This is a genomic window from Streptomyces sp. NPDC002018, from assembly GCF_042890865.1.
Taxonomy (GTDB): domain Bacteria; phylum Actinomycetota; class Actinomycetes; order Streptomycetales; family Streptomycetaceae; genus Streptomyces.
Genome location: NZ_JBIASO010000012.1, coordinates 132,616 through 154,547 on the forward strand (window position 1 = coordinate 132,616; position 21,932 = coordinate 154,547).

At 71.3% G+C, this 21,932-nt stretch carries 17 protein-coding genes; 8 read left to right on the top strand and 9 right to left on the bottom strand.

Annotated features, from left to right (window positions below; genetic code table 11):
* The first annotated feature begins 84 nt into the window (after window positions 1-84).
* The 4 genes from ACFYYH_RS21205 to ACFYYH_RS21220 all read left to right on the top strand — a co-directional run bounded on the left by ACFYYH_RS21205 (window position 85) and on the right by ACFYYH_RS21220 (window position 3,293).
* A complete protein-coding gene (locus ACFYYH_RS21205; RefSeq protein WP_388553144.1) occupies window positions 85-1,062 on the top strand; it encodes a ribose-phosphate diphosphokinase in 978 nt (325 codons plus the stop codon).
* Window positions 1,063-1,338: 276 nt separating this feature from the next.
* Entirely contained in the window at window positions 1,339-1,935 is a 597-nt protein-coding gene (locus tag ACFYYH_RS21210; protein ID WP_388553147.1) for a 50S ribosomal protein L25/general stress protein Ctc, read from the top strand.
* A gap of 210 nt (window positions 1,936-2,145) precedes the next feature.
* Window positions 2,146-2,742 carry an aminoacyl-tRNA hydrolase gene (gene pth, locus ACFYYH_RS21215; RefSeq protein ID WP_388553150.1) on the top strand — a complete coding sequence of 199 codons (597 nt, stop codon included), beginning with the start codon at window positions 2,146-2,148 and terminating at the stop codon, window positions 2,740-2,742.
* Window positions 2,743-2,816: 74 nt separating this feature from the next.
* The gene (locus ACFYYH_RS21220; protein WP_388553153.1) at window positions 2,817-3,293 is read left to right on the top strand and encodes a hypothetical protein; all 477 of its coding nucleotides are present in this window, start codon (window positions 2,817-2,819) and stop codon (window positions 3,291-3,293) included.
* 187 nt (window positions 3,294-3,480) lie between these two features.
* On the opposite strand, the gene ppc is transcribed toward ACFYYH_RS21220, so the two are convergent.
* Entirely contained in the window at window positions 3,481-6,210 is a 2,730-nt protein-coding gene (gene ppc, locus ACFYYH_RS21225) for a phosphoenolpyruvate carboxylase (protein ID WP_388553156.1), read from the bottom strand.
* Between the two features lie 211 nt (window positions 6,211-6,421).
* On the opposite strand from ppc, the gene ACFYYH_RS21230 reads away from it, so the two are divergent.
* Together ACFYYH_RS21230 and ACFYYH_RS21235 are read left to right on the top strand one after the other, a co-directional pair.
* A complete protein-coding gene (locus ACFYYH_RS21230; RefSeq protein ID WP_388553159.1) occupies window positions 6,422-7,414 on the top strand; it encodes an acyl-CoA desaturase in 993 nt (330 codons plus the stop codon).
* The gene (locus ACFYYH_RS21235) at window positions 7,411-8,109 is read left to right on the top strand and encodes a TetR family transcriptional regulator (RefSeq protein ID WP_388553162.1); all 699 of its coding nucleotides are present in this window, start codon (window positions 7,411-7,413) and stop codon (window positions 8,107-8,109) included. Before ACFYYH_RS21230 ends, ACFYYH_RS21235 begins: the two co-directional genes overlap by 4 nt.
* Before the next feature lie 104 nt (window positions 8,110-8,213).
* Here the strand turns inward: ACFYYH_RS21235 and ACFYYH_RS21240 are convergent, their stop codons facing one another.
* Entirely contained in the window at window positions 8,214-9,077 is an 864-nt protein-coding gene (locus ACFYYH_RS21240) for a trans-aconitate 2-methyltransferase (protein ID WP_388553164.1), read from the bottom strand.
* A 129-nt stretch (window positions 9,078-9,206) separates the two neighbouring features.
* Here ACFYYH_RS21240 and ACFYYH_RS21245 point away from each other — a divergent pair, with 129 nt between their 5' ends.
* On the top strand, window positions 9,207-9,704 hold the full coding sequence (locus tag ACFYYH_RS21245; RefSeq protein WP_388553167.1) for a MarR family winged helix-turn-helix transcriptional regulator: 498 nt from the start codon (window positions 9,207-9,209) through the stop codon (window positions 9,702-9,704).
* 315 nt (window positions 9,705-10,019) lie between these two features.
* Here ACFYYH_RS21245 and ACFYYH_RS21250 read toward each other — a convergent pair whose 3' ends face one another.
* From ACFYYH_RS21250 to galT, 4 genes are all read right to left on the bottom strand, one after another.
* Window positions 10,020-10,808, bottom strand: coding sequence for a LuxR C-terminal-related transcriptional regulator (locus ACFYYH_RS21250; RefSeq protein ID WP_388553171.1), 789 nt, complete (start codon window positions 10,806-10,808; stop codon window positions 10,020-10,022).
* 490 nt (window positions 10,809-11,298) lie between these two features.
* Window positions 11,299-12,507 (bottom strand): galactokinase, encoded by a 1,209-nt coding sequence (gene galK / locus ACFYYH_RS21255; protein ID WP_388553174.1) that lies wholly within the window; start codon window positions 12,505-12,507, stop codon window positions 11,299-11,301.
* Between the two features lie 95 nt (window positions 12,508-12,602).
* Complete coding sequence (gene galE, locus ACFYYH_RS21260; RefSeq protein WP_388553177.1) at window positions 12,603-13,571, bottom strand: UDP-glucose 4-epimerase GalE; 969 nt, start codon at window positions 13,569-13,571, stop codon at window positions 12,603-12,605.
* Window positions 13,568-14,611, bottom strand: coding sequence for a galactose-1-phosphate uridylyltransferase (gene galT / locus ACFYYH_RS21265; protein ID WP_388553180.1), 1,044 nt, complete (start codon window positions 14,609-14,611; stop codon window positions 13,568-13,570). Before galT ends, galE begins: the two co-directional genes overlap by 4 nt.
* A 296-nt stretch (window positions 14,612-14,907) precedes the next feature.
* Between galT and ACFYYH_RS21270 the strand changes: the two genes are divergently transcribed.
* Window positions 14,908-16,584 carry an ABC-F family ATP-binding cassette domain-containing protein gene (locus ACFYYH_RS21270; RefSeq protein WP_388553183.1) on the top strand — a complete coding sequence of 559 codons (1,677 nt, stop codon included), beginning with the start codon at window positions 14,908-14,910 and terminating at the stop codon, window positions 16,582-16,584.
* 154 nt (window positions 16,585-16,738) lie between these two features.
* Here the strand turns inward: ACFYYH_RS21270 and ACFYYH_RS21275 are convergent, their stop codons facing one another.
* The 3 genes from ACFYYH_RS21275 to ACFYYH_RS21285 form a co-directional block, all read right to left on the bottom strand.
* Window positions 16,739-17,437: a LuxR C-terminal-related transcriptional regulator gene (locus ACFYYH_RS21275; protein WP_388553186.1), complete on the bottom strand. Its 699-nt coding sequence runs from the start codon at window positions 17,435-17,437 to the stop codon at window positions 16,739-16,741.
* Window positions 17,438-17,699: 262 nt separating this feature from the next.
* Entirely contained in the window at window positions 17,700-19,610 is a 1,911-nt protein-coding gene (locus ACFYYH_RS21280; protein WP_388553189.1) for a PQQ-binding-like beta-propeller repeat protein, read from the bottom strand.
* 123 nt (window positions 19,611-19,733) lie between these two features.
* Window positions 19,734-21,710: a PQQ-binding-like beta-propeller repeat protein gene (locus tag ACFYYH_RS21285; protein WP_388553191.1), complete on the bottom strand. Its 1,977-nt coding sequence runs from the start codon at window positions 21,708-21,710 to the stop codon at window positions 19,734-19,736.
* Window positions 21,711-21,932: the final 222 nt, after the last annotated feature.

Consider the following 21,932-nt stretch of genomic DNA (forward strand, 5'->3'; position numbering starts at 1 on the left):
CGTACCGTGATATCTGCACGATTCGGCTGGCTCGCAGGTACGCGCGGGTGCAGCGGCCGTCAACACGTCTGAGGAGACAGTGCTGTGACCGGGATCAAGACGACCGGCGAGAAGAAGCTGATGCTCTTTTCCGGCCGCGCCCACCCCGAGCTGGCCGAGGAGGTAGCCCATCAACTGGGTGTGGGGATCGTTCCCACCAAGGCATTTGATTTCGCCAATGGTGAGATCTATGTCCGGTACCAGGAGTCGGCGCGCGGTGCGGACTGCTTTCTGATCCAGAGCCACACGGCTCCGATCAATAAGTGGATCATGGAGCAGCTCATCATGATCGACGCGCTGAAGCGGGCTTCGGCCCGGAGCATCACGGTGATCGTGCCCTTCTACGGGTATGCCCGCCAGGACAAGAAGCACCGGGGCCGGGAGCCGATTTCGGCCAGGCTGGTGGCGGATCTGATGAAGACGGCGGGTGCCGACCGGATTCTGACGGTGGATCTGCACACGGACCAGATCCAGGGCTTCTTCGACGGTCCGGTGGACCATCTCTTCGCGCTGCCGGTCCTCGCGGACTATGTGGCGGGGAAGGTGGACCGTTCGAAGCTGACGGTGGTGTCGCCGGACGCGGGCCGGGTGCGGGTCGCGGACCGCTGGTGCGACCGGCTGGGCGCGCCGCTGGCGATCGTCCACAAGCGGCGTGACAAGGATGTCGCGAATCAGGTGACGGTCCACGAGGTGGTCGGCAATGTGGAGGGCCGGGTCTGTGTCCTGGTCGACGACATGATCGACACGGGTGGCACGATCTGCGCCGCGGCGGACGCCTTGTTCGCGCATGGCGCGGAGGACGTGATAGTGACGGCGACGCATGGCGTGCTGTCGGGTCCGGCGGCCGACCGGTTGAAGAATTCGCAGGTGAGCGAGTTCGTGTTCACGAATTCGCTGCCGGATCCGGGCAATCTGGATCTGGACAAGATCACGGTTCTGTCGATCGCGCCGACGATCGCGCGCGCTGTCCGTGAGGTCTTCGAGGACGGTTCTGTGACGAGTCTCTTCGAGGAGCAGGCGTAGCGTCTCGCGGAGCTGGCGTAACGTCCCTGCGCGTGTTCCGCCCGTGCCTGGCGGGGCCGCCGGTCCCGTGGAGCGCGGTGGCGGTGCGGTGGCGGTAGATCGATTTCTGGGGCGGCCTCCCCGCCGGGTAGACTCACGGAGTTGCTCGGCGAGGGAGGCCGCACTGTTTCACGGTGCGGCGGTCCGTTATCGACGCGCTCTTCGTAGCAGGCCTGTCGTGGCCGGGTGACGGCCGATTCCGGTCACCTTCCGCTCATTACTACGAGGAGTGCAGCCATGGCTGAAGTGAAGATCAGCGCCGAGGTCCGTACCGAGTTCGGCAAGGGCGCCGCCCGCCGTACCCGTCGCGCCAACAAGGTTCCCGGTGTCATCTACGGCCACGGCGCCGACACCGTCCATGTCACCCTGCCGGGTCACGACCTGATGATGGCGCTGAAGACCGCGAACGCGCTGATCGGTCTGGACATCGAGGGCCGCAAGGAGCTGGTGATCCCGAAGGCCGTGCAGCGCAACGCGCTCAAGGGCTTCATCGAGCACGTCGACCTGCTCGCGGTGAAGTCCGGCGAGAAGGTCAGCGTCGAGGTCGCCGTGCACACCGAGGGTGAGCTGGCGCCGGGCGCCAACCTGCTGGAGCACGTGCTCTCCACGCTGACCGTCGAGGCCGAGGCCACGCACATCCCGGAGTCCGTGACGGTCTCCATCGAGGGCCTGGCCGCCGGTGCGTCGGTGCTGGCGAAGGACATCCCGCTGCCGTCGGGCACGACGCTGGTCATCGACGAGGACGCGGTGGTCCTCCAGGTGCTGTCGGCGCAGGCCGAGGAGCCGGCCGCCGAGGGTGAGGGCGAGGGCGCCGCCGAGGGCGCCGAGGCCTGATCCGTACGCTGTGCCCCACGGGGTGGCGGGCCGCCGACGGCCCGCCACCCCGTTCGCCTGTACGGGGAGGGGGCGCCGGCGCCGGGTGTGCGCCGTCGTCCCGTGGACGTGTCGTCCCGTGGATGTGCCGTCCCGTGGACGGGTCATCCGGATGCATCCCTCCCCCGTACGTATCCCACCCGTATACGTATGCGAGGAGACGCAGCGCGGATGACGACAGATGCCAACGCCCCCTGGCTGGTCGTGGGACTGGGGAACCCGGGTCCCGGCTATGCGGCCAACCGGCACAATGTCGGGTTCATGGTGGCCGATCTGCTGGCGGCCCGTATCGGCGGCTCGTACCGGCGGGCGCAGAAGGCGCAGGCCACGGTGGTCGAGGGCCGGATCGGCCCGCCGGGTCCCGCGAGCCGCCGGGTGGTGCTGGCCAAGCCCACCTCGTACATGAATCTCTCCGGCGGCCCGGTCGTCGGGCTGCGTGACTTCTACAAGGTGCCGACGGAGCGGATCGTCGCGGTCCATGACGAGCTGGACATCGACTACGGCACGCTGCGGCTGAAGCTGGGCGGCGGGGACAACGGCCACAACGGGCTGAAGTCGATGACGAAGGCGATGGGTCCCGGCTATCACCGGGTGCGGTTCGGGATCGGCAGGCCGCCGGGGCGGATGCAGGTGGCGGACTTCGTGCTGAAGGACTTCTCGTCGGTGGAGCGCAAGGAGCTGGACTACCTCGTCGACCGGGCGGCGGACGCGGTGGAGGCGCTGGTGCTGGAGGGGCTGGAGCGCGCACAGAGCACGTACAACTCCTGACAACCGCCGCATTCCCCGTCGATCCCCGGACGGAAGTTGACCAGGCGCGTACCCATGGCCAAAGATCCCGCCCTATGAAGGGGAAGCGGAGCAATTCCGACCGCGTGCTGTCGTTCGGCCGTCAGGCGGCGATGGCCTGTGTGGCCGTGCTGCTCCTGGTCGCGGGTGTCTGGGCGTCCTGGGGCTCGGCCCAGCATGTGGTGCTGGCCACGGGCCGTGAGCACGGCACGCTGACGGTGACGAGCTGCGCGGACCAGAGCTGCACCGGGCCCTATGACCCGGACGGGCCGCAGGGGCCGCGTGCCGGGATGAGGATCGAGGAGTCGGTCGCCGTGAAGAAGGGCGGACGGTTCCCGGTGGTGGTGAAGCCCGACACGGACGAACTGGTGCGGACGGGCACGCCGGGTCTGCTGTACGCGTGGATCCCGCTCGGCGGGGCGCTGCTGCTGGCTTCCCTGGTCGTCGGGGGCGGGATGCGGCTGACGCGGACGGCCTGGGCGGCGGCGGTGGCGGGCGGGGCGCTGATGCTGGCCGCCTTCTTCGCGCTCTGACCGCCCCGCGTCCGCGGCCGGCCACGGATCGTCCGCGCCACCGCGTCCGCGCCACCGCGTCCGCGCCGCCGCGCACGCGACGCGCTGTACGCACCGCCCTGTACGCACCGCGCATACGAAAGCGCCCCGCCCGGGGACGGCGAATTCCCGGGGCGGGGCGCTCTGGTACGCGGGGGCGGGGCTGCGGTCAGCCGGTGTTGCGCAGGCCCGCCGCGACCCCGTTGACCGTCAGCAGCAGCGCCCGCGCGAGCAGCGGGTCCGGGGTCTCCTGGCGCTCGGCCGCCGCGCGCTGGCGTGCCAGCAGCGAGACCTGGAGGTAGGAGATCGGGTCGAGATAGGCGTCCCGGATCGCGAAGGTCTGCTGGAGCACCGGGTTGGAGTCGAGCAGCTTCTCGCCGCCGGTGATCCGCAGCACCTCCCGCACGGTGAGCCGGTGCTCCTCCTCGATGTCCGCGAAGACGTGCTTCAGCTCGTCCGGCACCAGCGTGTCCACATAGTGGCGGGCGATCCGCAGATCCGTCTTGGCGAGGGTCATCTCGACGTTGGCGAGGAAGTTCCGGAAGAAGTGCCACTGCTCGTACATCTCGTCGAGCACGGTGGCGGGCCCTGCCTCGCGCAGTGCCTTCAGTCCGGAGCCGACGCCGAACCAGCCGGGCACGATCTGCCGTGACTGGGTCCAGCCGAAGACCCAGGGGATGGCGCGCAGTCCGTCGAGCCCGGCGCCCGAGTCGGGCCGCCGGGAGGGACGGGAGCCGAGGTGGAGGTCGGCGAGCTGGTCGACGGGGGTGGAGGCGAAGAAGTACGCGGGCAGGTCGGGGTCCTCGACGAGTCCGCGGTACGCGGCGTGCGCGGCGTCCGAGACGGTGTCCATCGCCGCGTCCCAGCGGGCCAGTGCCTCGCCGGACTGGCGCGGCGCGGTGTGCAGCGCCGAGGCCTGGAGGGTGGCGGCGACGGTCAGTTCCAGGTTCTCCCTGGCGAGGGAGGGGATCAGATACTTGTCGGAGATGACCTCGCCCTGCTCGGTCACCTTGATCTCACCCTCCAGCGTGCCCCAGGGCTGGGCGAGGATCGCGTCGTGCGAGGGGCCGCCGCCGCGGCCGACGGTGCCACCGCGGCCGTGGAAGAGCCGCAGCCGTACGCCATGGCGGTGGGCGACGTCGCGCAGCCGCCGCTGGGCGCGGTGGATCTCCCACTGGGAGGTGGTGATGCCGCCGAACTTGGAGGAGTCGGAGTAGCCGAGCATGACCTCCTGGACGTCGCCGCGCAGCGAGACGAGCCTGCGGTAGGAGGGGTCGGCGAGCATCTCGTCGAGGATGACGTCGGCGGCGCGCAGCTCGTCGGTGGTCTCCAGCAGCGGCACGATGCCGATCTTCGCCCAGCCGCCGTGCAGGTCGATCAGTCCGGCCTCGCGTGCGAGCACGGCCGCCGCGAAGACGTCGTCGGCGCCCTGGCACATGGAGATGATGTACGACTCGATGACCTCCGGGCCGAAGCGTTCGAAGGCCTCCTTGACGGTGTGGAAGACGCCGAGGGTCTTCTGGCCGGCGGCGTCGAGGGGGGCCGGGGTGGGCGCGAGGGGGCGGCGGGAGCGCAGTTCCTTGGCGAGCAGCTTCTGCCGGTAGTCGCGCGGCATGTCGCTGTAGCGCCAGGACTCCTCGCCGAGCCGGTCGAAGAGCTGGCCGAGGGCGTGGTGGTGGGCGTCCGCGTGTTCGCGTACGTCCATGGTGGCGAGCTGGAGGCCGAAGGCGGCGAGCGTACGGATCGTACGGTCCATGCGGCCGTCGGCGAAGAGTCCGCCGCGGTGCTCGCGCAGGGAGGTCTGGATGAGGGTGAGGTCGTCGAGCAGTTCGGCGGTGCCGAGGTAGTCGCGGCCGTCGTGGTGCGGGGTGCCCTTGGCGAGGCGCTCGCGGGTGTTGACGAGCTTCTGGCGGATGCAGGTCGCCTTGAGGCGGTACGGCTCCTCGGCGTTGAGCCGCTTGTAGCGGGGGCTGATCTCGGGGAGGTTCTCCAGGTCGGTCCGCAGGGAGGTGAGCAGTTCCTCCGTGGCGCCGGTGTAGCGGATGGAGTTGGAGAGCTGGCCGCGGAGCTGGTCGATCAGTTCGAGCGCGTCGGTGATGCCGTGCTCGTGCTGGAGGATCAGCACCTCGCGGGTGACCTGGGGGGTGACGTTGGGGTTGCCGTCGCGGTCGCCGCCGATCCAGGTGCCGAAGGTGAGCGGCCGGGTGCCCTGGGGCATCTCCACGCCGACCCGTTCCAGCTCGGCGACGAGGTCCTCCAGGACGTCCCCGACGGCGCCGACGTGGAGTTCGTCCAGGTAGTAGATGGCGTTGCGCGCCTCGTCGACCGGCTCGGGCCGTACGACGCGGAGTTCGTCGGTCTGCCAGATCAGGTCGATGGACTCGGCGAGCCGCAGATCGTGGCGGCGCCGGTCGGAGGCGATGACCGGTGCCTCCAGCAGTTCGGCCACCCGGCGGAGCTTGTTCAGTACGGAGCGGCGCGCGGCCTCGGTGGGGTGCGCGGTGAACACGGGCCGGACGTTGAGGTTCTTGACGGTCTCGCGCAGATGCTCGGGGTCGGCGTCCTTCAGCCGGTCGGCGGTACGGGCCAGCAGCCCGCCCTCGGCCGCGCGCCGTTCGCGCATCTCCCGGCCCCGGTGCACCTGTTCGGTGACGTTGGCGAGATGGAAGTAGGTGGAGAAGGCGCGCACCAGTTTGGCCGCGGTCTCCAGGTCTGTGTCGCCGAGGAGTTCGGCGGCGGCCTCGCCGTTCTCGCGCGTCAACGCGCGTACACGCTCGACGAGGTCGAGTAGTTCGGGGCCTTCCTGCCGTACGAGGGTCTCGCCCAGCAGGTCACCTAGACGGCGGATGTCTGAGCGCAGCTCCGCGCTGGCGGATGGGGTCTGGTCGGCACTGCTCACAGGTGCGGCTCCTTGCAGTGTTTGAGCACGTCTGGAGGGTTCTGGAGAGTTCGCGGACCGCGCTGTCCGACGACCACAAGGATAGGTGTCCTTCGCTTCGTGTTATCCACAGGCCTCTTGTCGCGGCGTTCGGCACTGCCATACTTACGATGCCGTAGGTTACGCACCCGTATCCAGGCTTCTGCCCCATTCCTCACCCCAGGGGACCCCAATGACCACACCCCCCGATGTGATCGAAGACTCCTCCCTCCCTCCCCACCCGGCCGGCTCCGCTCCGCTTCCCTCCGCCACGCTCGGCGGGGACAGCAAGGGCTCCGTGGAGCAGTTCGCTCTGCTGCTCTTCATCGTCATCCCCTTTCTCGCCCTGCTCGCGGCGGTGCCGCTGGCCTGGATGTGGGGAGGGGTGAGCTGGCTCGATCTGGGCCTGATGGTGGTCATGTACTACATCGGCTGCCATGGCGTCACGATCGGCTATCACCGTTACTTCACGCATGGCTCCTTCAAGGCGAAGCGCCCGCTGCGGATCGCGCTCGCCGTGGCGGGGTCGCTCGCCGTGGAGGGCCCGCTGGTCCGCTGGGTGGCGGACCACCGCAAGCACCACAGGTTCTCGGACGCCGAGGGCGACCCGCATTCGCCGTGGCGGTTCGGTGAGACGCTGCCGGCCCTGATCAAGGGACTGTGGTGGGCGCATATCGGCTGGCTGTTCGACGAGGAGCAGACACCACAGCACAAGTACGCGCCGGATCTGATCAAGGACCCGGCCATTCGCGCGGTCTCCCGGCAGTTCGCGCTGTGGACGGTCGTCTCGCTGGCGATTCCGCCGCTGGTCGGCGGTCTGGTGACGATGTCCTGGTGGGGCGCCTTCACGGCGTTCTTCTGGGGTTCACTGGTTCGGGTGGCGCTGCTGCACCATGTCACCTGGTCGATCAACTCGATCTGTCACGCGGTCGGCAAGCGTCCGTTCAAGTCCCGGGACCGCTCGGGCAATGTGTGGTGGCTCGCGGTCCTCTCCTGCGGCGAGTCGTGGCACAACCTGCACCACGCGGACCCGACGAGCGCGCGGCACGGGGTGCTCAGGGGCCAGCTCGACTCCAGCGCCAGGATCATCCGCTGGTTCGAGCTGCTGGGCTGGGCGTCGGACGTGCGCTGGCCCAGCGCATCGCGGCTGGACTCCCGGCGCAAGAGCGCACCCGCCAAGGCATGATGGGCACCGTGGCGATCGACGGCAGTACCAGCAAGCAGGGCAGCCCCGAGAAGGGCCGGACCACGGGGAGCCGGCGCGCCCGCAGGGTCCGGATGACCGGGGCGGAGCGCCGCGAGCAGCTGCTGGACATCGGCCGTACGGTCTTCGCCGAGAAGGGCTTCGAGGCCACGTCGGTGGAGGAGATCGCGGCGAAGGCCGGGGTCTCCAAGCCGGTCGTCTACGAGCACTTCGGCGGCAAGGAGGGGCTGTACGCGGTGGTCGTGGACCGCGAGATGCGTCAGCTCCTGGACATGGTGACCAGCGCGCTGACCGCCGGGCACCCTCGTGAGCTGCTGGAACAGGCCGCGTTCGCGCTGCTCGATTATATCGAGACGTATACGGACGGCTTCCGCATCCTGGTCCGTGACTCCCCGGTCGCGCAGTCCACGGGCACGTTCGCGTCACTGATCAGCGATATCGCCACCCAGGTCGAGGACATTCTCGGCATGGAGTTCAAGGCCCGCGGCTTCGATCCGAAGCTGGCGCCGCTGTACGCGCAGGCGCTGGTGGGCATGGTGGCGCTGACCGGCCAGTGGTGGGTGGACACGCGCCGTCCGAAGAAGGCCGAGGTCGCCGCGCATCTGGTGAATCTGGCCTGGCACGGGCTGGAGGGCCTGGAGCCGAAGCCCCGCCTGATAGGCCACCGCAAGACCTGACCGTAGGACAAGACCTGACCGTGCGAACGGACACCCCGGCGGGGCCCGGATCCCGGACAGACCCCGGGCCGGGCCCCGCCGCCGGACCCGGGTCGTCTCGGGCCTCAGGGCTCCTTGCGGGCGACCGCGAAGATACGGCGGAACGGGAAGAGCGTGCCGTGCGGGCCCGGCGGGTAGGCCGTGCGGAGCAGGTCGCGGTACTCGCCGAGGAACTCCTCCGTCGCCTCCGGGTCGCCCGCGAGCGCGGTGAGGACGGGCCGCAGCGCCGTTCCCTTCACCCAGTCGAGGACCGGGTCCTCGCCGGTGAGCCGCTGGACATAGGTGGTCTCCCAGACGTCCGCCGTACAGCCGAGGTCCATGAGGCGCGCGAGATAGCCGGCGGGATCCAGGACGGTGTTGACGGGCCGGTCGGGGCCGGCCAGCCGGGCGCGCCAGCGCGGGGACTCGCGCAGTCCGTCGAGGAGCGTATGGCTGGGCGAGCCGAAGTTGCCGGGGACCTGGAAGGCGAAGGTGCCGCCCGGGACGAGCCCGTCGAGCCACCCCGCGAAGAGGTCGGCGTGGCCGGGGACCCACTGGAGGGCGGCGTTGGAGAGGATCAGGCCGTACGGTTCGCCGGGCGTCCAGCGGGTGAGGTCGGCGGCCCGGAAGTCCAGCGCCCCGCCGCCGGCGGTGGGGCCCGCGTACTCCTTCCCGGCCCGGTCGAGCATCTCCCGCGAGTTGTCGAAGCCGGTGATCCGGGCGGCCGGCCAGCGGTCCGCGATCAGCGCGGTGACATTGCCGGGGCCGCACCCGAGGTCGGCGATCCTGAGAGGTGCGGCCGGGCCGGACCCGGGCATCACGGGGCCGCCGTCCCCGGCGGGCGGTTCGGGCACACGGGCGAGCAGGTCCAGGAACGGGCGGCCGCGCAAGCCGGCGTGCCGGAGGTACTGGGCCGGGTCCCAGGTCGGTACGGACGGTGCGGAGTGCATGGTCGAGCCCCCATCGCGGGTGTGGGACGGCCTGCCGGAGCGGCCCCCGGCGGTTCGCTCCCAGCCTGCACCGCGACATATCTTGACGTCAAGAGACTTCATGTCGAGGGACCCTCTACACTGATCGCCATGGAGGACGAGGTCGACCGACTGGTGACGGCATGGCGCCGAGAGCGCCCCGACCTCGACGTGGAACCGCTCGAGGTCCTCAGCCGTGTCAGCAGGCTGGCCCGCCATCTCGACCGCGCGCGCCGGATCGCGTTCTCGGAGCACGCTCTGGAGCCGTGGGAGTTCGACGTACTGACCTCGCTGCGGCGCGCGGGGGACCCGTATCAGCTCTCCCCCGGCCAGTTGCTGACCCAGACCCTGGTCACCTCGGGCACGATGACGAACCGTATCGACCGGCTGGCGAAGAAGGGCCTGGTGGAGCGGCTGCCCGACCCCAGCGACCGGCGCGGGGTGCTCGTCCGGCTGACCGCCGAGGGGCGCGACCGCGCGGACCAGGCGCTCGCCGGGCTGCTGGCCCAGGAACGCGCGATCCTGGGCGAACTGTCCCGCGCCCAGCGCGCCGAACTGGCCGGGCTGCTGCGCCAGTTGACCGCGCCGTTCGACAACGTCCCCGGCTAGGGTCTTTCGTTTGGATCTGGCTGGGTCAGGGAGCGGGGTCCGGTGCCGTGGATCGCAAGGCGGAGGAGGGAGCCCACGCGGAGCGTAGGCGACTGACGACAACGCGGCGAGGCGCGGTGCCGGGGCACGCGAGCCCAGCAAGATCCAAACGAGCGGCCCTAGGGCCGCTCGTTCCGATCGTGGCGGGCTCGCGTGCCCTGACAGCGCACCCGCATCCGCACCGGCCGTCACCGGCACCCGCACCCGCCGTCACCGGCATCCGACGTTGCAGAGCCATGGGCCGGACGGGCGGTGCCCCGCCCGTCCGGCCCGCGGTCAGCCCGTCGACGTGACGGGCTCGGCCGCCAGGCTCACCGGACCCACACCGGCCCGGCGCGCCAGTGCCACGGCGGCCAGCGTCGAGTGCACGCCCAGCTTCCCCAGCACGTTCTGCATATGCGTGCGCACGGTGTGCGGCGAGAGGAAGAGCCGCTCGGCGACGGCCTTGCGCCCCAGACCCGCGACCATGCAGCGCAGCACCTCACGCTCGCGCGGTGTGAGCGACTCGACCAGCCGCTCGCTCTCCGTGCGGTGCTTGCGCGCGGCGGTCAGCTCCCGCAGCACGCCCGTGAGCAGGGCGGGCGGCAGATGCGTCTCGTCCCGCAGGACACCCCGCATCACGGCGAGCAGCCGTTGCAGCGAGCAGTCCTTCGCGACCCAGCCGGACGCGCCCGCCTGGAGGGCGAGCGCGGCGCGGTGCGGGTCGTCCTTCTCGGCGAGCACGACCGTACGGACGGACGGCTGGCCGGAACGGACTCCGGCGACCAGCGAGATGCCGTCGACCGGCACCACCTCGCCGTGGTCGGGCACGGCGCGCGCGACCGGCACCTGAACCGGTCCCACCGCCGTGCTTCCGGCCGCTCCCGCGACCGTGCCGAGGTCGGCGTCGACGAGCATCACATCGAATCTTCGCCCTTCGGCCGCCCCCCGATCCAGACAGCGCAGCGCGGCGGGACCACTGCCCGCCGCCGCGACATCCACATCGGGCTCGGCCGCGAGCGCGGCGGCGAGCGATTCGGCGAAGATACGGTGGTCGTCCACCACCAGAACCCGGATACGTACCAATGGACACCCCCTGAAGGCGGGGAGCGGACAGCGCGGGCACGGCGCCCGGTGCGCGGAGGTACGTCAGTGGCACGGCCGCCGCCGTGTGATGACCGCCATCCCGCTCCGGGCGTCGTACCCGTCGTGACTCCACCCCTGATCAGCACCGGCCCCCACCGGTGCTGTGCATCAGCGTACGGGCGCGGGCCCGGAGCGGAAGGAATTTCGCAGAACTCGTCGGCCCGGCCGTTCGGGGTGCGTCTCCTGGTTCTCCTGGGTCACGGGGAGACCGGGAAACCGAAGGGCGGCCAGGCGGCCGGGCAGTCAGGCAGCCGGGGGGCCGGCGCCGTCGCCCGGCATCGCACCGCCCCGCACCGCCCCGCACCGCACCGCCCCGCACCGCACCGCCCCCATCGCAGCCCCCATCGCAGCCCCGGTCGCCGCCCGTCGTAGCCGCGCCCAAGGCGTCCGGGACCCGCGCCCCGTCCTTCGCCGTCGGCGCACCCGGTGCTCAGCGCACCCGGTGCGCGCCGCCGGACGGGACGGCCGGGAAGACGCGCGGGGCCGTGAGGCCCGCCGCGGCGAAGGCCTCCTCGACCGACTTCGTGACCGCCTCCGCGTCGGACTCCTCGACCAGGACGATCGCGGAACCGCCGAAGCCGCCGCCGGTCATACGGGCGCCCAGCGCGCCGGACGCCATGGCCGTGGAGACCACCAGGTCGAGTTCCGGGCAGGAGACCCGCAGATCGTCGCGGAGCGAGGCATGGCCCTCGACCAGGACGGGCCCGACCGCGCGGAGGTCACCCGCGTCCAGCAGCGCGATGGTCCGCTCGACACGGTGGTCGTCGCTCACCACATGCCGGACATAGCGGCGGACCTCCTCCCCCTGTCCGGCCAGCCGGCCGAGCGCCGCGGGCAGTTCCCCGTACGGGATGTCGCGCAGCGCGCGCACCCCGAGCGCCCGCGCGCCCGTCTCGCACCCGGCGCGCCGCTCGGCGTACGCGCCGTCGCCGAGCGCGTGCTTGACCCGGGTGTCGACGACCAGCAGCCGCAGTCCCTGGGCCGCGAGATCGAACGGCACCTGGCGCTGGGAGAGATCGCGGGTGTCCAGATACAGCGCGTGCCCCTCGGTGCAGCACGCCGAGGCCATCTGGTCCATGATCCCGCAGGGCACCCCCACGAAGGCGTTCTCGGCGCGCTGCGCGAGGACCGCCAGTTCGGGTGGTGTCAGGCCGAGGCCGTGGAGATCGTTCAGGGCGAGCGCGACCACGACCTCCAGCGCGGCCGAGGACGACAGCCCCGCTCCGGTCGGCACGGTCGAGGAGAGATGGACATCGGCGCCGGTCACCGGGTGGCCGGCCGCCCGCAGGGCCCAGACGACACCGGCGGGGTAGGCGGCCCAGCCGGTGCCCGAGCCCGGTTCGAGAGCGGTGATGTCGAGCTGGACCACGCCCTCGGGGACCTCCGCGGAGTGCAGCCGCAGGACCTGGTCGGTACGGCGGGACACCGCCGCCACCGCGCGGTGCGGCAGGGCCAGCGGCATCACGAAACCGTCGTTGAAGTCGGTGTACTCACCGATCAGATTCACCCGGCCCGGGGCCGCCCACACACCCTCGGGGCCGGCTCCGTAGAGCTGCCGGAACTCCTCGGCGACGGTGCCGCTCTCGCTCACTGCTGGGTCTCCCTCACTGCCGGGTCCCTCACTCGTGGGACCGCTCATGGAACGGACGGCGGGCGGGCCCGGGACGGGCGCGGGGCGCGCGCTCGGCACGCGCTCCCGCGCCCGTCCCGGGCCCGGTCACCTCCCGGTGTCGCTCACTCCTGGGGCTCTCCGCGGCGCGCGAACGCCCACGCGTCCGCGACGATGCCCGCCAGATCGGCGCGGCTCGGGGTCCAGCCCAGCCGGTCGTGCGCCGCCTCGGCGGAGGCGACCAGGACGGCGGGGTCGCCGCCCCGGCGCGCGGCCACGACCTCGGGGATCGGGTGCCCGGTGACCTTGCGCACGGTCTCGATGACCTCGCGGACCGAGAACCCGTTGCCGTTGCCGAGGTTGCAGATCAGATGCTCGCCCTCGACGGCCGCGTCGAGCGCGCGCAGATGGGCCTCGGCGAGGTCCGCGACATGGATGTAGTCGCGTACGCAGGTGCCGTCCGGCGTCGGATAGTCCTCACCGAAGACGGAGATCGCCGCACGCCGGCCCAGCGCGACCTGGAGGACGAGCGGGATGAGGTGCGACTCGGGGTCGTGGCGCTCACCGCAGTCGCCGTAGGCGCCCGCGACATTGAAGTAGCGCAGGGAGACGGCCGCGAGACCGTGCGCCGCGCACTCCCCGCCGATCATATGGTCGACGGCGAGCTTCGTCGCGCCGTAGGGGCTGGTCGGGGCGGTCGGGTCGGACTCGGTGATGGGGGTGGAGACCGGCTCCCCGTAGGTCGCGGCGGTGGAGGAGAAGACCAGCTTGCGTACCCCGGCGGAGCGCATCGCGGCGAGCAGCGCCATGGAGCCGCCGACGTTGTTGTCCCAGTACTTCTCGGGCTTGGCGACCGACTCGCCGACCTGCGAGGACGCGGCGAAGTGCAGCACCGCGTCGTACGAGGAGTCCAGCCACCTGGCCGAGTCCTGGATCCGGCCCTCGATGAACGAGGCACCGGCCGGGACCCCTTCCCGGAAGCCGGTGGAGAGGTCGTCCAGCACGGTCACCTCGTGCCCGGCCGCCAGCAGATGTGCGGCGACCACGCTGCCCACATATCCCGCACCGCCCGTGACCAGGTACTTCTTGTTCACTCGCTCGCTACCTCTCGCAGTCGCTCGGCCGCGGCCTCCGGCGGCACGTCGTTGATGAACACACTCATGCCGGATTCGGAACCCGCGAGGAACTTCAGCTTGCCGGAAGTGCGGCGAACGGTGAAAAGCTCGAGGTGGAGCGCGAAGTCGTCCCGCCCGTCGGCCCGGAACGGCGCCTGGTGCCAGGCGGCGACATAGGGCGTCGGCGGTTCCCCCTCACCGAAGATCCGGTCGAAGCGCTTCAGGAGTTCCAGATAGATCTGGGGGAACTCCGCGCGCGCGGCGTCGTCGAGCGCCCGCAGATCGGGGACCCTGCGGGTGGGATAGAGGTGCACCTCGTACGGCCAGTGCGCGGCGTAGGGCACGAACGCGACCCAGTGCTCGCCCGTCAGGACGACCCGGCCGCCGTCGGTCCGCTCGCGCTCGACGAGATCGTCGAAGAGGTTGCGGCCGGTGGCGGCCCGGTGCTCGCGCGCCGAGCGGAGCATCAGCGTGGAGCGCGGGGTGACGAACGGGTACGCGTAGATCTGTCCGTGCGGATGGCCGAGCGTCACCCCGATCTCCACGCCCCGGTTCTCGAACGCGAAGACCTGCTCGACCTGCGGCAGCGCGGCCAGCTCCGCGGTGCGGTCGGTCCAGGCCGCCAGCACCAGGGCGGCCCGCTCCACGGTCAGACCGGCGAACGAGGTGTCGTGGTCGGCGGTGAAGCAGACGACCTCGCAGCGGCCGGAGTCCCCCGCGAGGGAGGGGAAGCGGTTCTCGAAGACGGCGACCTCGTAGTCGGAGTCCGGGATCTCGCTGAGCCTGCCCTCCCGCGAGGGGCACAGCGGGCACTCGTCGGCCGGCGGGTGGTACGTACGGGCCTGGCGGTGCGAGGCGATGGCGACCGAGTCACCGAGCAGCGGATCGTGACGGATCTCGGAGGCGGTGGCGACAGGGCCGAGGGGGCGCCGGTCGACAGCGTCGCGTACGACGTCGTCCCGGGAGTCGTAGTAGACCAGCTCACGGCCGTCGGCGAGCCGCGTCACCGTCTTCTTCATCGGTTGCCTCTCACCCACGCCATCCACATCACCCAACAGAAGCAAACATAATTAATCATAAACAAACAGCAGCGTCAATGCGGAAAGCGGTGGCTGCTAGGGTTGACGGCGACCAAGTGGAGACGAGGGAGACCGATATGGCGGGTGACGACGACATCTCCGGGTGATACCCGGAAGTGACGGCCACCGGCACAGACGCGGAGAGCGTCGCCGTGGCTCGTTTTGTCGTTCCCCGACCCCCTTCCTCCCCCGGGCGGCGCCTTCGGCGTTCCCGTGTCACACACGAGGTCTCTCGCATGTCCGACGCGTTCATTGTCTGCTCGAACCTCTCCTTCTCCTGGCCCGACGACGTTCCGGTCTTCGAGGATCTGTCCTTCACCGTCGGCGGCGGCCGCACCGGGCTGGTCGCGCCGAACGGAGCCGGGAAGAGCACCCTGCTGAAGCTGATCGCGGGCCTGAGCCGGCCCCGGCACGGAAGCGTGTCGGTCCAGGGGGTGCTCGGCCATCTCCCGCAGAACCTCCCCCTGACCGGCGAACTGTCCGTGGCCGAGGTCCTGGGCATCGCGCCCGTCATCCGGGCCCTGGACGCGATCGAGTCCGGGGACACCGGCGAGGAGCACTTCACCACGGTCGGCGACGACTGGGACATCGAGGAGCGCACCCGTGCCCAGCTCGACCGGCTCGGCCTGGGGGACATCTCCCTCACCCGGCCCCTGCACACCCTCAGCGGGGGACAGATCGTCTCCCTCGGCCTCGCGGCACAGCTCCTGAAGCGGCCCGACGTCCTGCTCCTCGACGAACCGACCAACAACCTCGACCTCGACGCGCGGCACCGGCTGTACGACGTACTGGACGACTGGCGCGGCTGTCTGCTGCTGGTCAGCCATGACCGCGCGCTGCTCGACCGCATGGACCGCATCGCCGAACTCGACCGGGACCAGATGCGCTTCCACGGCGGGAACTTCACGGAGTACCAGGAGGCCGTACGCGCCGCGCGGGAGGTCGCGGAGAGGAATGTCCGCAACGCCGAGCAGGAGCTCAGGCGGGAGAAGCGGGAGATGCAGCAGGCCCGTGAGCGGGCCGAGCGCAGGGCGGGCAACGCCGCCCGCAATCTCAAGGACGCCGGCCTGCCGAAGATCTTCGCCGGGACGATGAAACGCGGTGCCCAGGAGGCGGCGGGCAAGGCGCGTCAGACACACACGGCCCGGGTCGACGAGGCCAGGGACCGGCTCGACGAGGCGGGCCGCGCTCTGCGCGAGGAGCAGAGCATCACCCTGGAACTGCCGAGCACCAACGTCCCGGCCGGGCGCACGGTCTTCCTCGGCGAGCGGATGCAGATCCACTACGGCGAGCGGCCCCTCTTCGCGGGCGAGGGCGTGGACCTGACGGTCCAGGGACCCGAGCGGATCGCCCTGACCGGTCCCAACGGCGCCGGAAAGTCCAGCCTGCTCCGTATGGTCAACGGCGATCCGGAGCCGGGGGGCGACTCCACGAGGCGGGCCGCCGGCCGCGTCGCCTATCTCTCCCAGCGCCTGGACCTGCTGGACCTCGACCGCACCGTGGCGGAGAACCTGGCCGCGTTCGCGCCCGGGATGCCGCAGGCGCAGCGGATGAACCTGCTCGCCCGTTTCCTCTTCCGCGGGGCCCGTGTCCATCTGCCGGTCGGTGCGCTGTCCGGGGGCGAGCGCCTGCGGGCCACGCTGGCCTGCGTGCTGTACGCGGAACCGGCGCCCCAGCTCCTGCTGCTGGACGAACCGACCAACAACCTCGACCTCGTCGGCGTCGGGCAGTTGGAGAGCGCGCTCAACGCCTTCGAAGGAGCCTTCGTGGTGGTCAGCCACGACGAACGGTTCCTCGCGGAGATCAAGGTGGAGCGCTGGCTGCGGCTCGCCGGGGGGCGGCTGACCGAGACGGCCGCCCCGGCGACGGTCTCCGCACCGGCGACGGCACGGGCCGGTGACGCGAGCCGGTAGCGCGGGCCGGTGGGACGGCTTCACGGCTGTGTCCCGGGCGGGACCGGCACGCCCGGAACCGGCGCACGCCCAGGACCGGCACGCCCGGGACCGGCGCCTCCTCCGCCCGCCGCGCTGCCCGGCGCCTCCCCGGTGCGGCGGGCTCCGGGTGGGGTCAGCGGTCGCGGAGGTCGGGCCTCGGGGAGTCCATCGGCGCCGCACGCTCCAGCAGCCCCGTACGCGCCGCCAGCGCCGCCGCCTCCAGCCGGGACCCCACGCCCAGCTTCATCAGCACCCGCTGCACATGCGTCCTGGCGGTGCTGGGCGCGATCCCCATCCCGGCGGCGATCAGCCGGGTGTCCTCACCCTCCGCGACCCGCACCAGGACCTCGATCTCACGCGGGGTCAGCATCCGCAGCAGCCGCTGCCCCTCGTCGTCCGGCTGGGCCGCCGGGTTGAGCAGCTCGGTGAAGGCTCCCTGGAGCAACTGCGGCGCCACCGCCGCCTCGCCCGCCCGTGCCTTGATCATGGCGCGTTCCACGCCCTCGATACGCTCGTCATGGCGCACATAGCCGGAGGCACCGGCCGCGAAGGCCGCGGCGATCCCGCGAGGGTTCGGTACGGGTCCGAGCACCACCACGGCGACCTGCGGCCGGTCCCGCTTGATCCGTACGATCGGGTCGAAGGCGCCCGGCTCGGCCGGCGCCGCCGTGCCCAGCAGGCACACCTCCGGCGCCCTGCTCACCACCAGATCGGCGACGCCCGCCGTGGGCGCCGCCGCCGCGAGCACCCGGTGCCCGCGCAGTTTCAGTGCCGAGGCGAGCGCCTCGGCGAGCAGTCGGTGGTCGTCGACCACCATGAGCCGAACGCCCATAGAGAAAGCCCCCATCCCCGCAGAAAACTGGCCCCCCGGCCTCCTGACCCGGCAAGCTACACGCTTGTTCGAGATCGCGCGCCCCCTACCGTTCAGAAGCCCCCCGGATTGCCGAATTCCCTGCCATTCAGGACTAGTCGACGTCCGGGGGCGCTATGGGGCGGGGGACGGCGGGGAACGACTGTACGGAACGGGCCCCGGCCCGTGGGGTGTCGTACCGCCCACGGGCCGGGGCCCACCGCGCGACGCGTCGGCCGCCGCGCTACTTCGTGCTGAACGAGGCCGCGAGATACGACTTGTCGTCCAGCGACGACGTCGACGGCTTGCTCAGCATCGTCTCGGAGATGAACATCCGGCCGTCCCCGTAGAGGATCTCGGCGTAGTCCGCGGAGAAGCTGGTCTCCGTGTCCCTGACGGCCTCGTCCGCCGGATTGTCCATCAGCACCGTCTCCTTGAAGGTGGCGCCGTCGATGGAGACGATCTGGCCGCCCTTGTCGTACGGGGGCTCCTTGTAGGCGATGATGTTGCCGCCGTCCATGCGCAGCGGGAACATCGTGTAGCGGTCGCCCGCGTCGGCGCGGTCCGAGGTGCTCTTACCGGTGGCGAGGTCGAAGGAGACGATCTCGTTGGTGTCGCCGTACTCCCCGCCGCCCTCGTGCCCCTCGGTCGGCAGATAGAGCCTGCCGTTGCCCACCACGAGCTGCTGGCAGGACTCGACCTCCGTGGAGCCGCACCGCGCCGCGTACCGGTCGGCGTCGGCCGGGATCTTCGCGAGCAGCTTGCCGGTCTTCTCGTCGATCGAGAAGAAGTCCGAGATACCGCTGCCGTCACCCGCCGTGTCACCGACGTCGGCGGCCACCACCAGCGGCTCGGTGGAGACGACACTCGCGTAGGCGACACCGGCCGGCATCTTGTACGAGGACACCGGGGCGCCCGTGACCGGGTTCAGGGTCTCGATGGAGATCTGCGGATCGTCGTAGGAACCGCACTTGCGGGCGGCGACCAGGCCGGGCCCGCCGCCGTACCCCATGTCGTAGCAGCCCTCGGCGCTGACCTCGGGCTTCCAGCGGACCGCGCCGTCGGCGAGGGCGAAGGCCGCGCCGCCGTCCGTACCGCCGGCCGCGACCGTCGTACCGCTGAGCGTGATCTCGTCGAACCGGACCTTCTCGTCACCCGCGCTGGAACCGGTGATCGACTTGGTCCAGAGCAGTTTTCCGGCCGTCAGGTCGATCGCGCCGACCTCCGTGCACTTCTGGTACTTCTCGGCGGCGGTGCGCTTGGCGGGCTCGAAGGCGATCGCCGTCCTGTTGTCCTCGCTGATGTGCCTGGTCGCCGCGCACACCTGGCCGGGCAGGGGTATCGCCCAGAGCTGGGTGCCCTTGTCGAGGTCGTAGCCGACGATCTGGTTGATGCCCGTCTTCACATAGGCGGTGTCGGTGATCCAGGACCCGCTGACCCCCGTGACATCGGTGACCTTGGGCGTCGGGAGCTGGAAGCCGGGCTTGGACCGGGTGTTGTCGGGCACCCGCTCCTTGCCGCCGCCGATGGCCCGGCCGCCCTTGCCGTCCTTGCCGTCCTCGCCGCCCGTGGCGCCGGACGACGTGCCCTTGGACTCGTTCTCCTTGCCGTCACCCCCGGACGAGGCGACCCAGATACCGCCGCCGATGATCAGCACCACGGCGACGGCCGCGGCGATGATGATCTGCGTCTGGGTGGAGAGCTTCCTGCCGCCGCCGGGACCACCGGGACCGCCGCCCGGCGGGGTGGGCGCGTAGGGGCCCTGCGGTCCCATGGGCTGGGTCGGATAGCCGTAGGACGGCTGACCGGGCTGACCGGGCTGGCCCGGCTGGCCGGGATATCCGTATCCGTATCCGGGCGGCGCGGGGTAGCCGTACCCGGGCGGCGTGCCCGGCGCACCGGGAGCCCCAGGGGCCCCAGGGGCGCCCGGAGCGCCTTGCGGCGGCTGCTGCTGCTGCGGATATCCGTACGGGACGTTCTGCGGGGGCTGCGTGGGAGCGCCGTACCCGTACCCCCCGGGCGGCGGGTCCTGCGGAGCGCCGAAGCCTCCGGCCGGGGGCTCCTGCGGGGCTCCGAACCCGCCCGATGGTGGTTCCTGCGGGGCTCCGAACTCTCCCCGCGGGGGCTCGTTGGGCGGCTGGGGCGGCTGCGTCATGGCGTACGTACCTCGGAAGGAAGCTCGGGGGTCGGGACGTCGGGAGCGGAGTACGGAGCGGAGCACACGGAACGAGCGGAACACGCGGAGAGCGGCGCCACGGCCGGGGCCGGGCGCGCCCGGTCACTCACCGAACACCATCATGGTCGACTTCTTCATTTCCTCTTCGTCGTTGCTCGCGCTGACCCGGCCGCTGGTCACGAAGAACCGGCCGTCCACATAGGCCAGCTTCGCCGAGTAGAAGGAGCTCTCGATCTGGGCCGTCGACGCCGGGTGCCGCTGGAGCACCGTGGGTGCGCCGCCGGTCGCGGCGACGGTCGCGACCGCGCCGCCCTGGTCGTACGTGGGGTCCAGATAGACCAGGACCTTGCCGCCCTCCGTGCGCAGCGGCGTCATCTGCCGCCCGGCGGGCGCCTTGGAGCGCCAGACGGCCTTGCCGGTGTCGAGGCTGAAGGCGACGACCTCGTTGGTGCGTTCCGTACCGCTCGTCTCGGGCGCGGTCGACATGTAGAGGGTGTTCGCGTCGGCGGCGACTCCGACACAGCCCTCCAGATTGCTGCCGAAGACGACGAAGCCGCCGCCGCAGCGCGGTGCGAACTTGTCCTTGCCGCCGTCGATCTGTGAGCGCAGGGTGCCGTTCGCGTTGAGCGCGACGACGCTCCAGGACTTCTCGTCGGCGTTCTTCGCCGACAGGACCAGGGGGTCGACCGAGTAGACCTTGTCGACCTCCCAGTTCTTGGCGAGCTTGTAGGTCCATCTGGCCGCGCCGGTGGCCGGGTCCAGCTCCTGCACCTGGTTCTGCGTGGTCTCGTAGTCGGCGGTCGGGCAGCTCTCGGCGGCTATCAGCCTGGCGCCTCCGGCGAACGCGTACGGCTGGCACTCGCCCGGCAGCTTGCCGAACAGGTCCTTGCCGTCGCTCACCCGGTAGGCGTTGGAGTTGCCCGTACGTCCGGCCGTGACGGTGTTGCCGCTGATCGCCAGCGTGATGTCGGTCAGCATGTCGAACACGCCCGCCTCGACGACCTCCTTCTTCCAGCCGCCCTTGCCGGTCGTCAGATCGACCATCTGGAGCTGGTTGCAGAGGCTCTTCTCGGTGGTGCCGTTCTTGACGCCGATGACGATCTTGCCGTCGGCCGTGGGCGCGACCGGCGCGGAGCACACCTCGGCGGGCAGCGGAAGCGTCCACTTCTTCTTGCCGTCGACGGCTGAGTAGCCGACGACCTGGCGGTACATGGCCTTGACGACGGTGTCGCCGACGAACCAGGGGCCGTACACGTCGGAGCCGTTGCGGGGCAGGTCCACATCGTTGGTCTGGAGCCAGAGCACCTTGGACTCGCCGTCCTTGCGCCCGGCGTTGAGGTCGTCCCGCGCCTCACGGCCCCCGCCGCTGCCGTCGCCCTGGTCGACGCTCCCCGAAGCGTTCGGCCGGGGGTCCTCGCTCCTGCCCGCCGTCGGCTTGCCGTCACTGTCACCGTCGCCGCTGCCGAGGGCGAACCACGCGCCGCCGCCTATCAGCAGCAGCGCGACAGCGGCGGCGGTGACGATGCCGGGCGTGCTCCTGAAGAAGTTCCCGCCGCCGGCGCCACCGGGCGGCGGGGTGGGGGCTCCGGGGAACTGCTGGGGCGGGTAGCCGCCGTAGGGCCCCGGCGGGGTGGGGTACGGGCCGGGCTGCTGACCGTAGGGACCGGCCTGCTGCTGACCGTACGGTCCTGGCTGCTGCTGACCGTAGGGACCGGCCTGCTGACCGTACGGTCCGGGCTGGGAGCCGTACGGTCCGGGCTGGGGGTACGCGCCGGGCGGGGAGTTGTACGGTCCGGGCTGCTGACCGTAGGGCCCCGGCGGGGAGTTGTAAGGACCCGGCTGCTGACCCGGTGCCTGCGGATAGCCGTAACCGGGCTGGGCGGACGGCGGCGCTGGTGGCGGCGCGGACGGCTGCGGGGCTTCCTGCGGCGGAACTCCCCGCTCCGGCTGCGGCGGGGCTCCCCGCTCCGGGTCCTGGCGCTGCTCCGGGTCCTGGCGCTGCGGCGGGTCCTGGCGCTGCGGGTCCTGCGGAGCGCCGAAGCCCTCCTGCGGCGGCTGCTGGCCGGGTGGCTGGCTCATCAGCGCTTTTCCCCCTATTCCATGCGGTCCGCTACCCGGTCGGTCTCCCCCGCGATTCTGGTGGCCGGCCCCGGCGACGGAGCGGTTCGGGCATGGGTTCCGCATCGTCACATCGGTCGAGCGGGGCTTCTTTCTATCACTCGGACGGCCGTACGGGACGGGCCGGTCCCGCCCCTGTTCCCAAGGGAGAACCGGCCCGTGATGCGCCTGTTACGCGGTCCG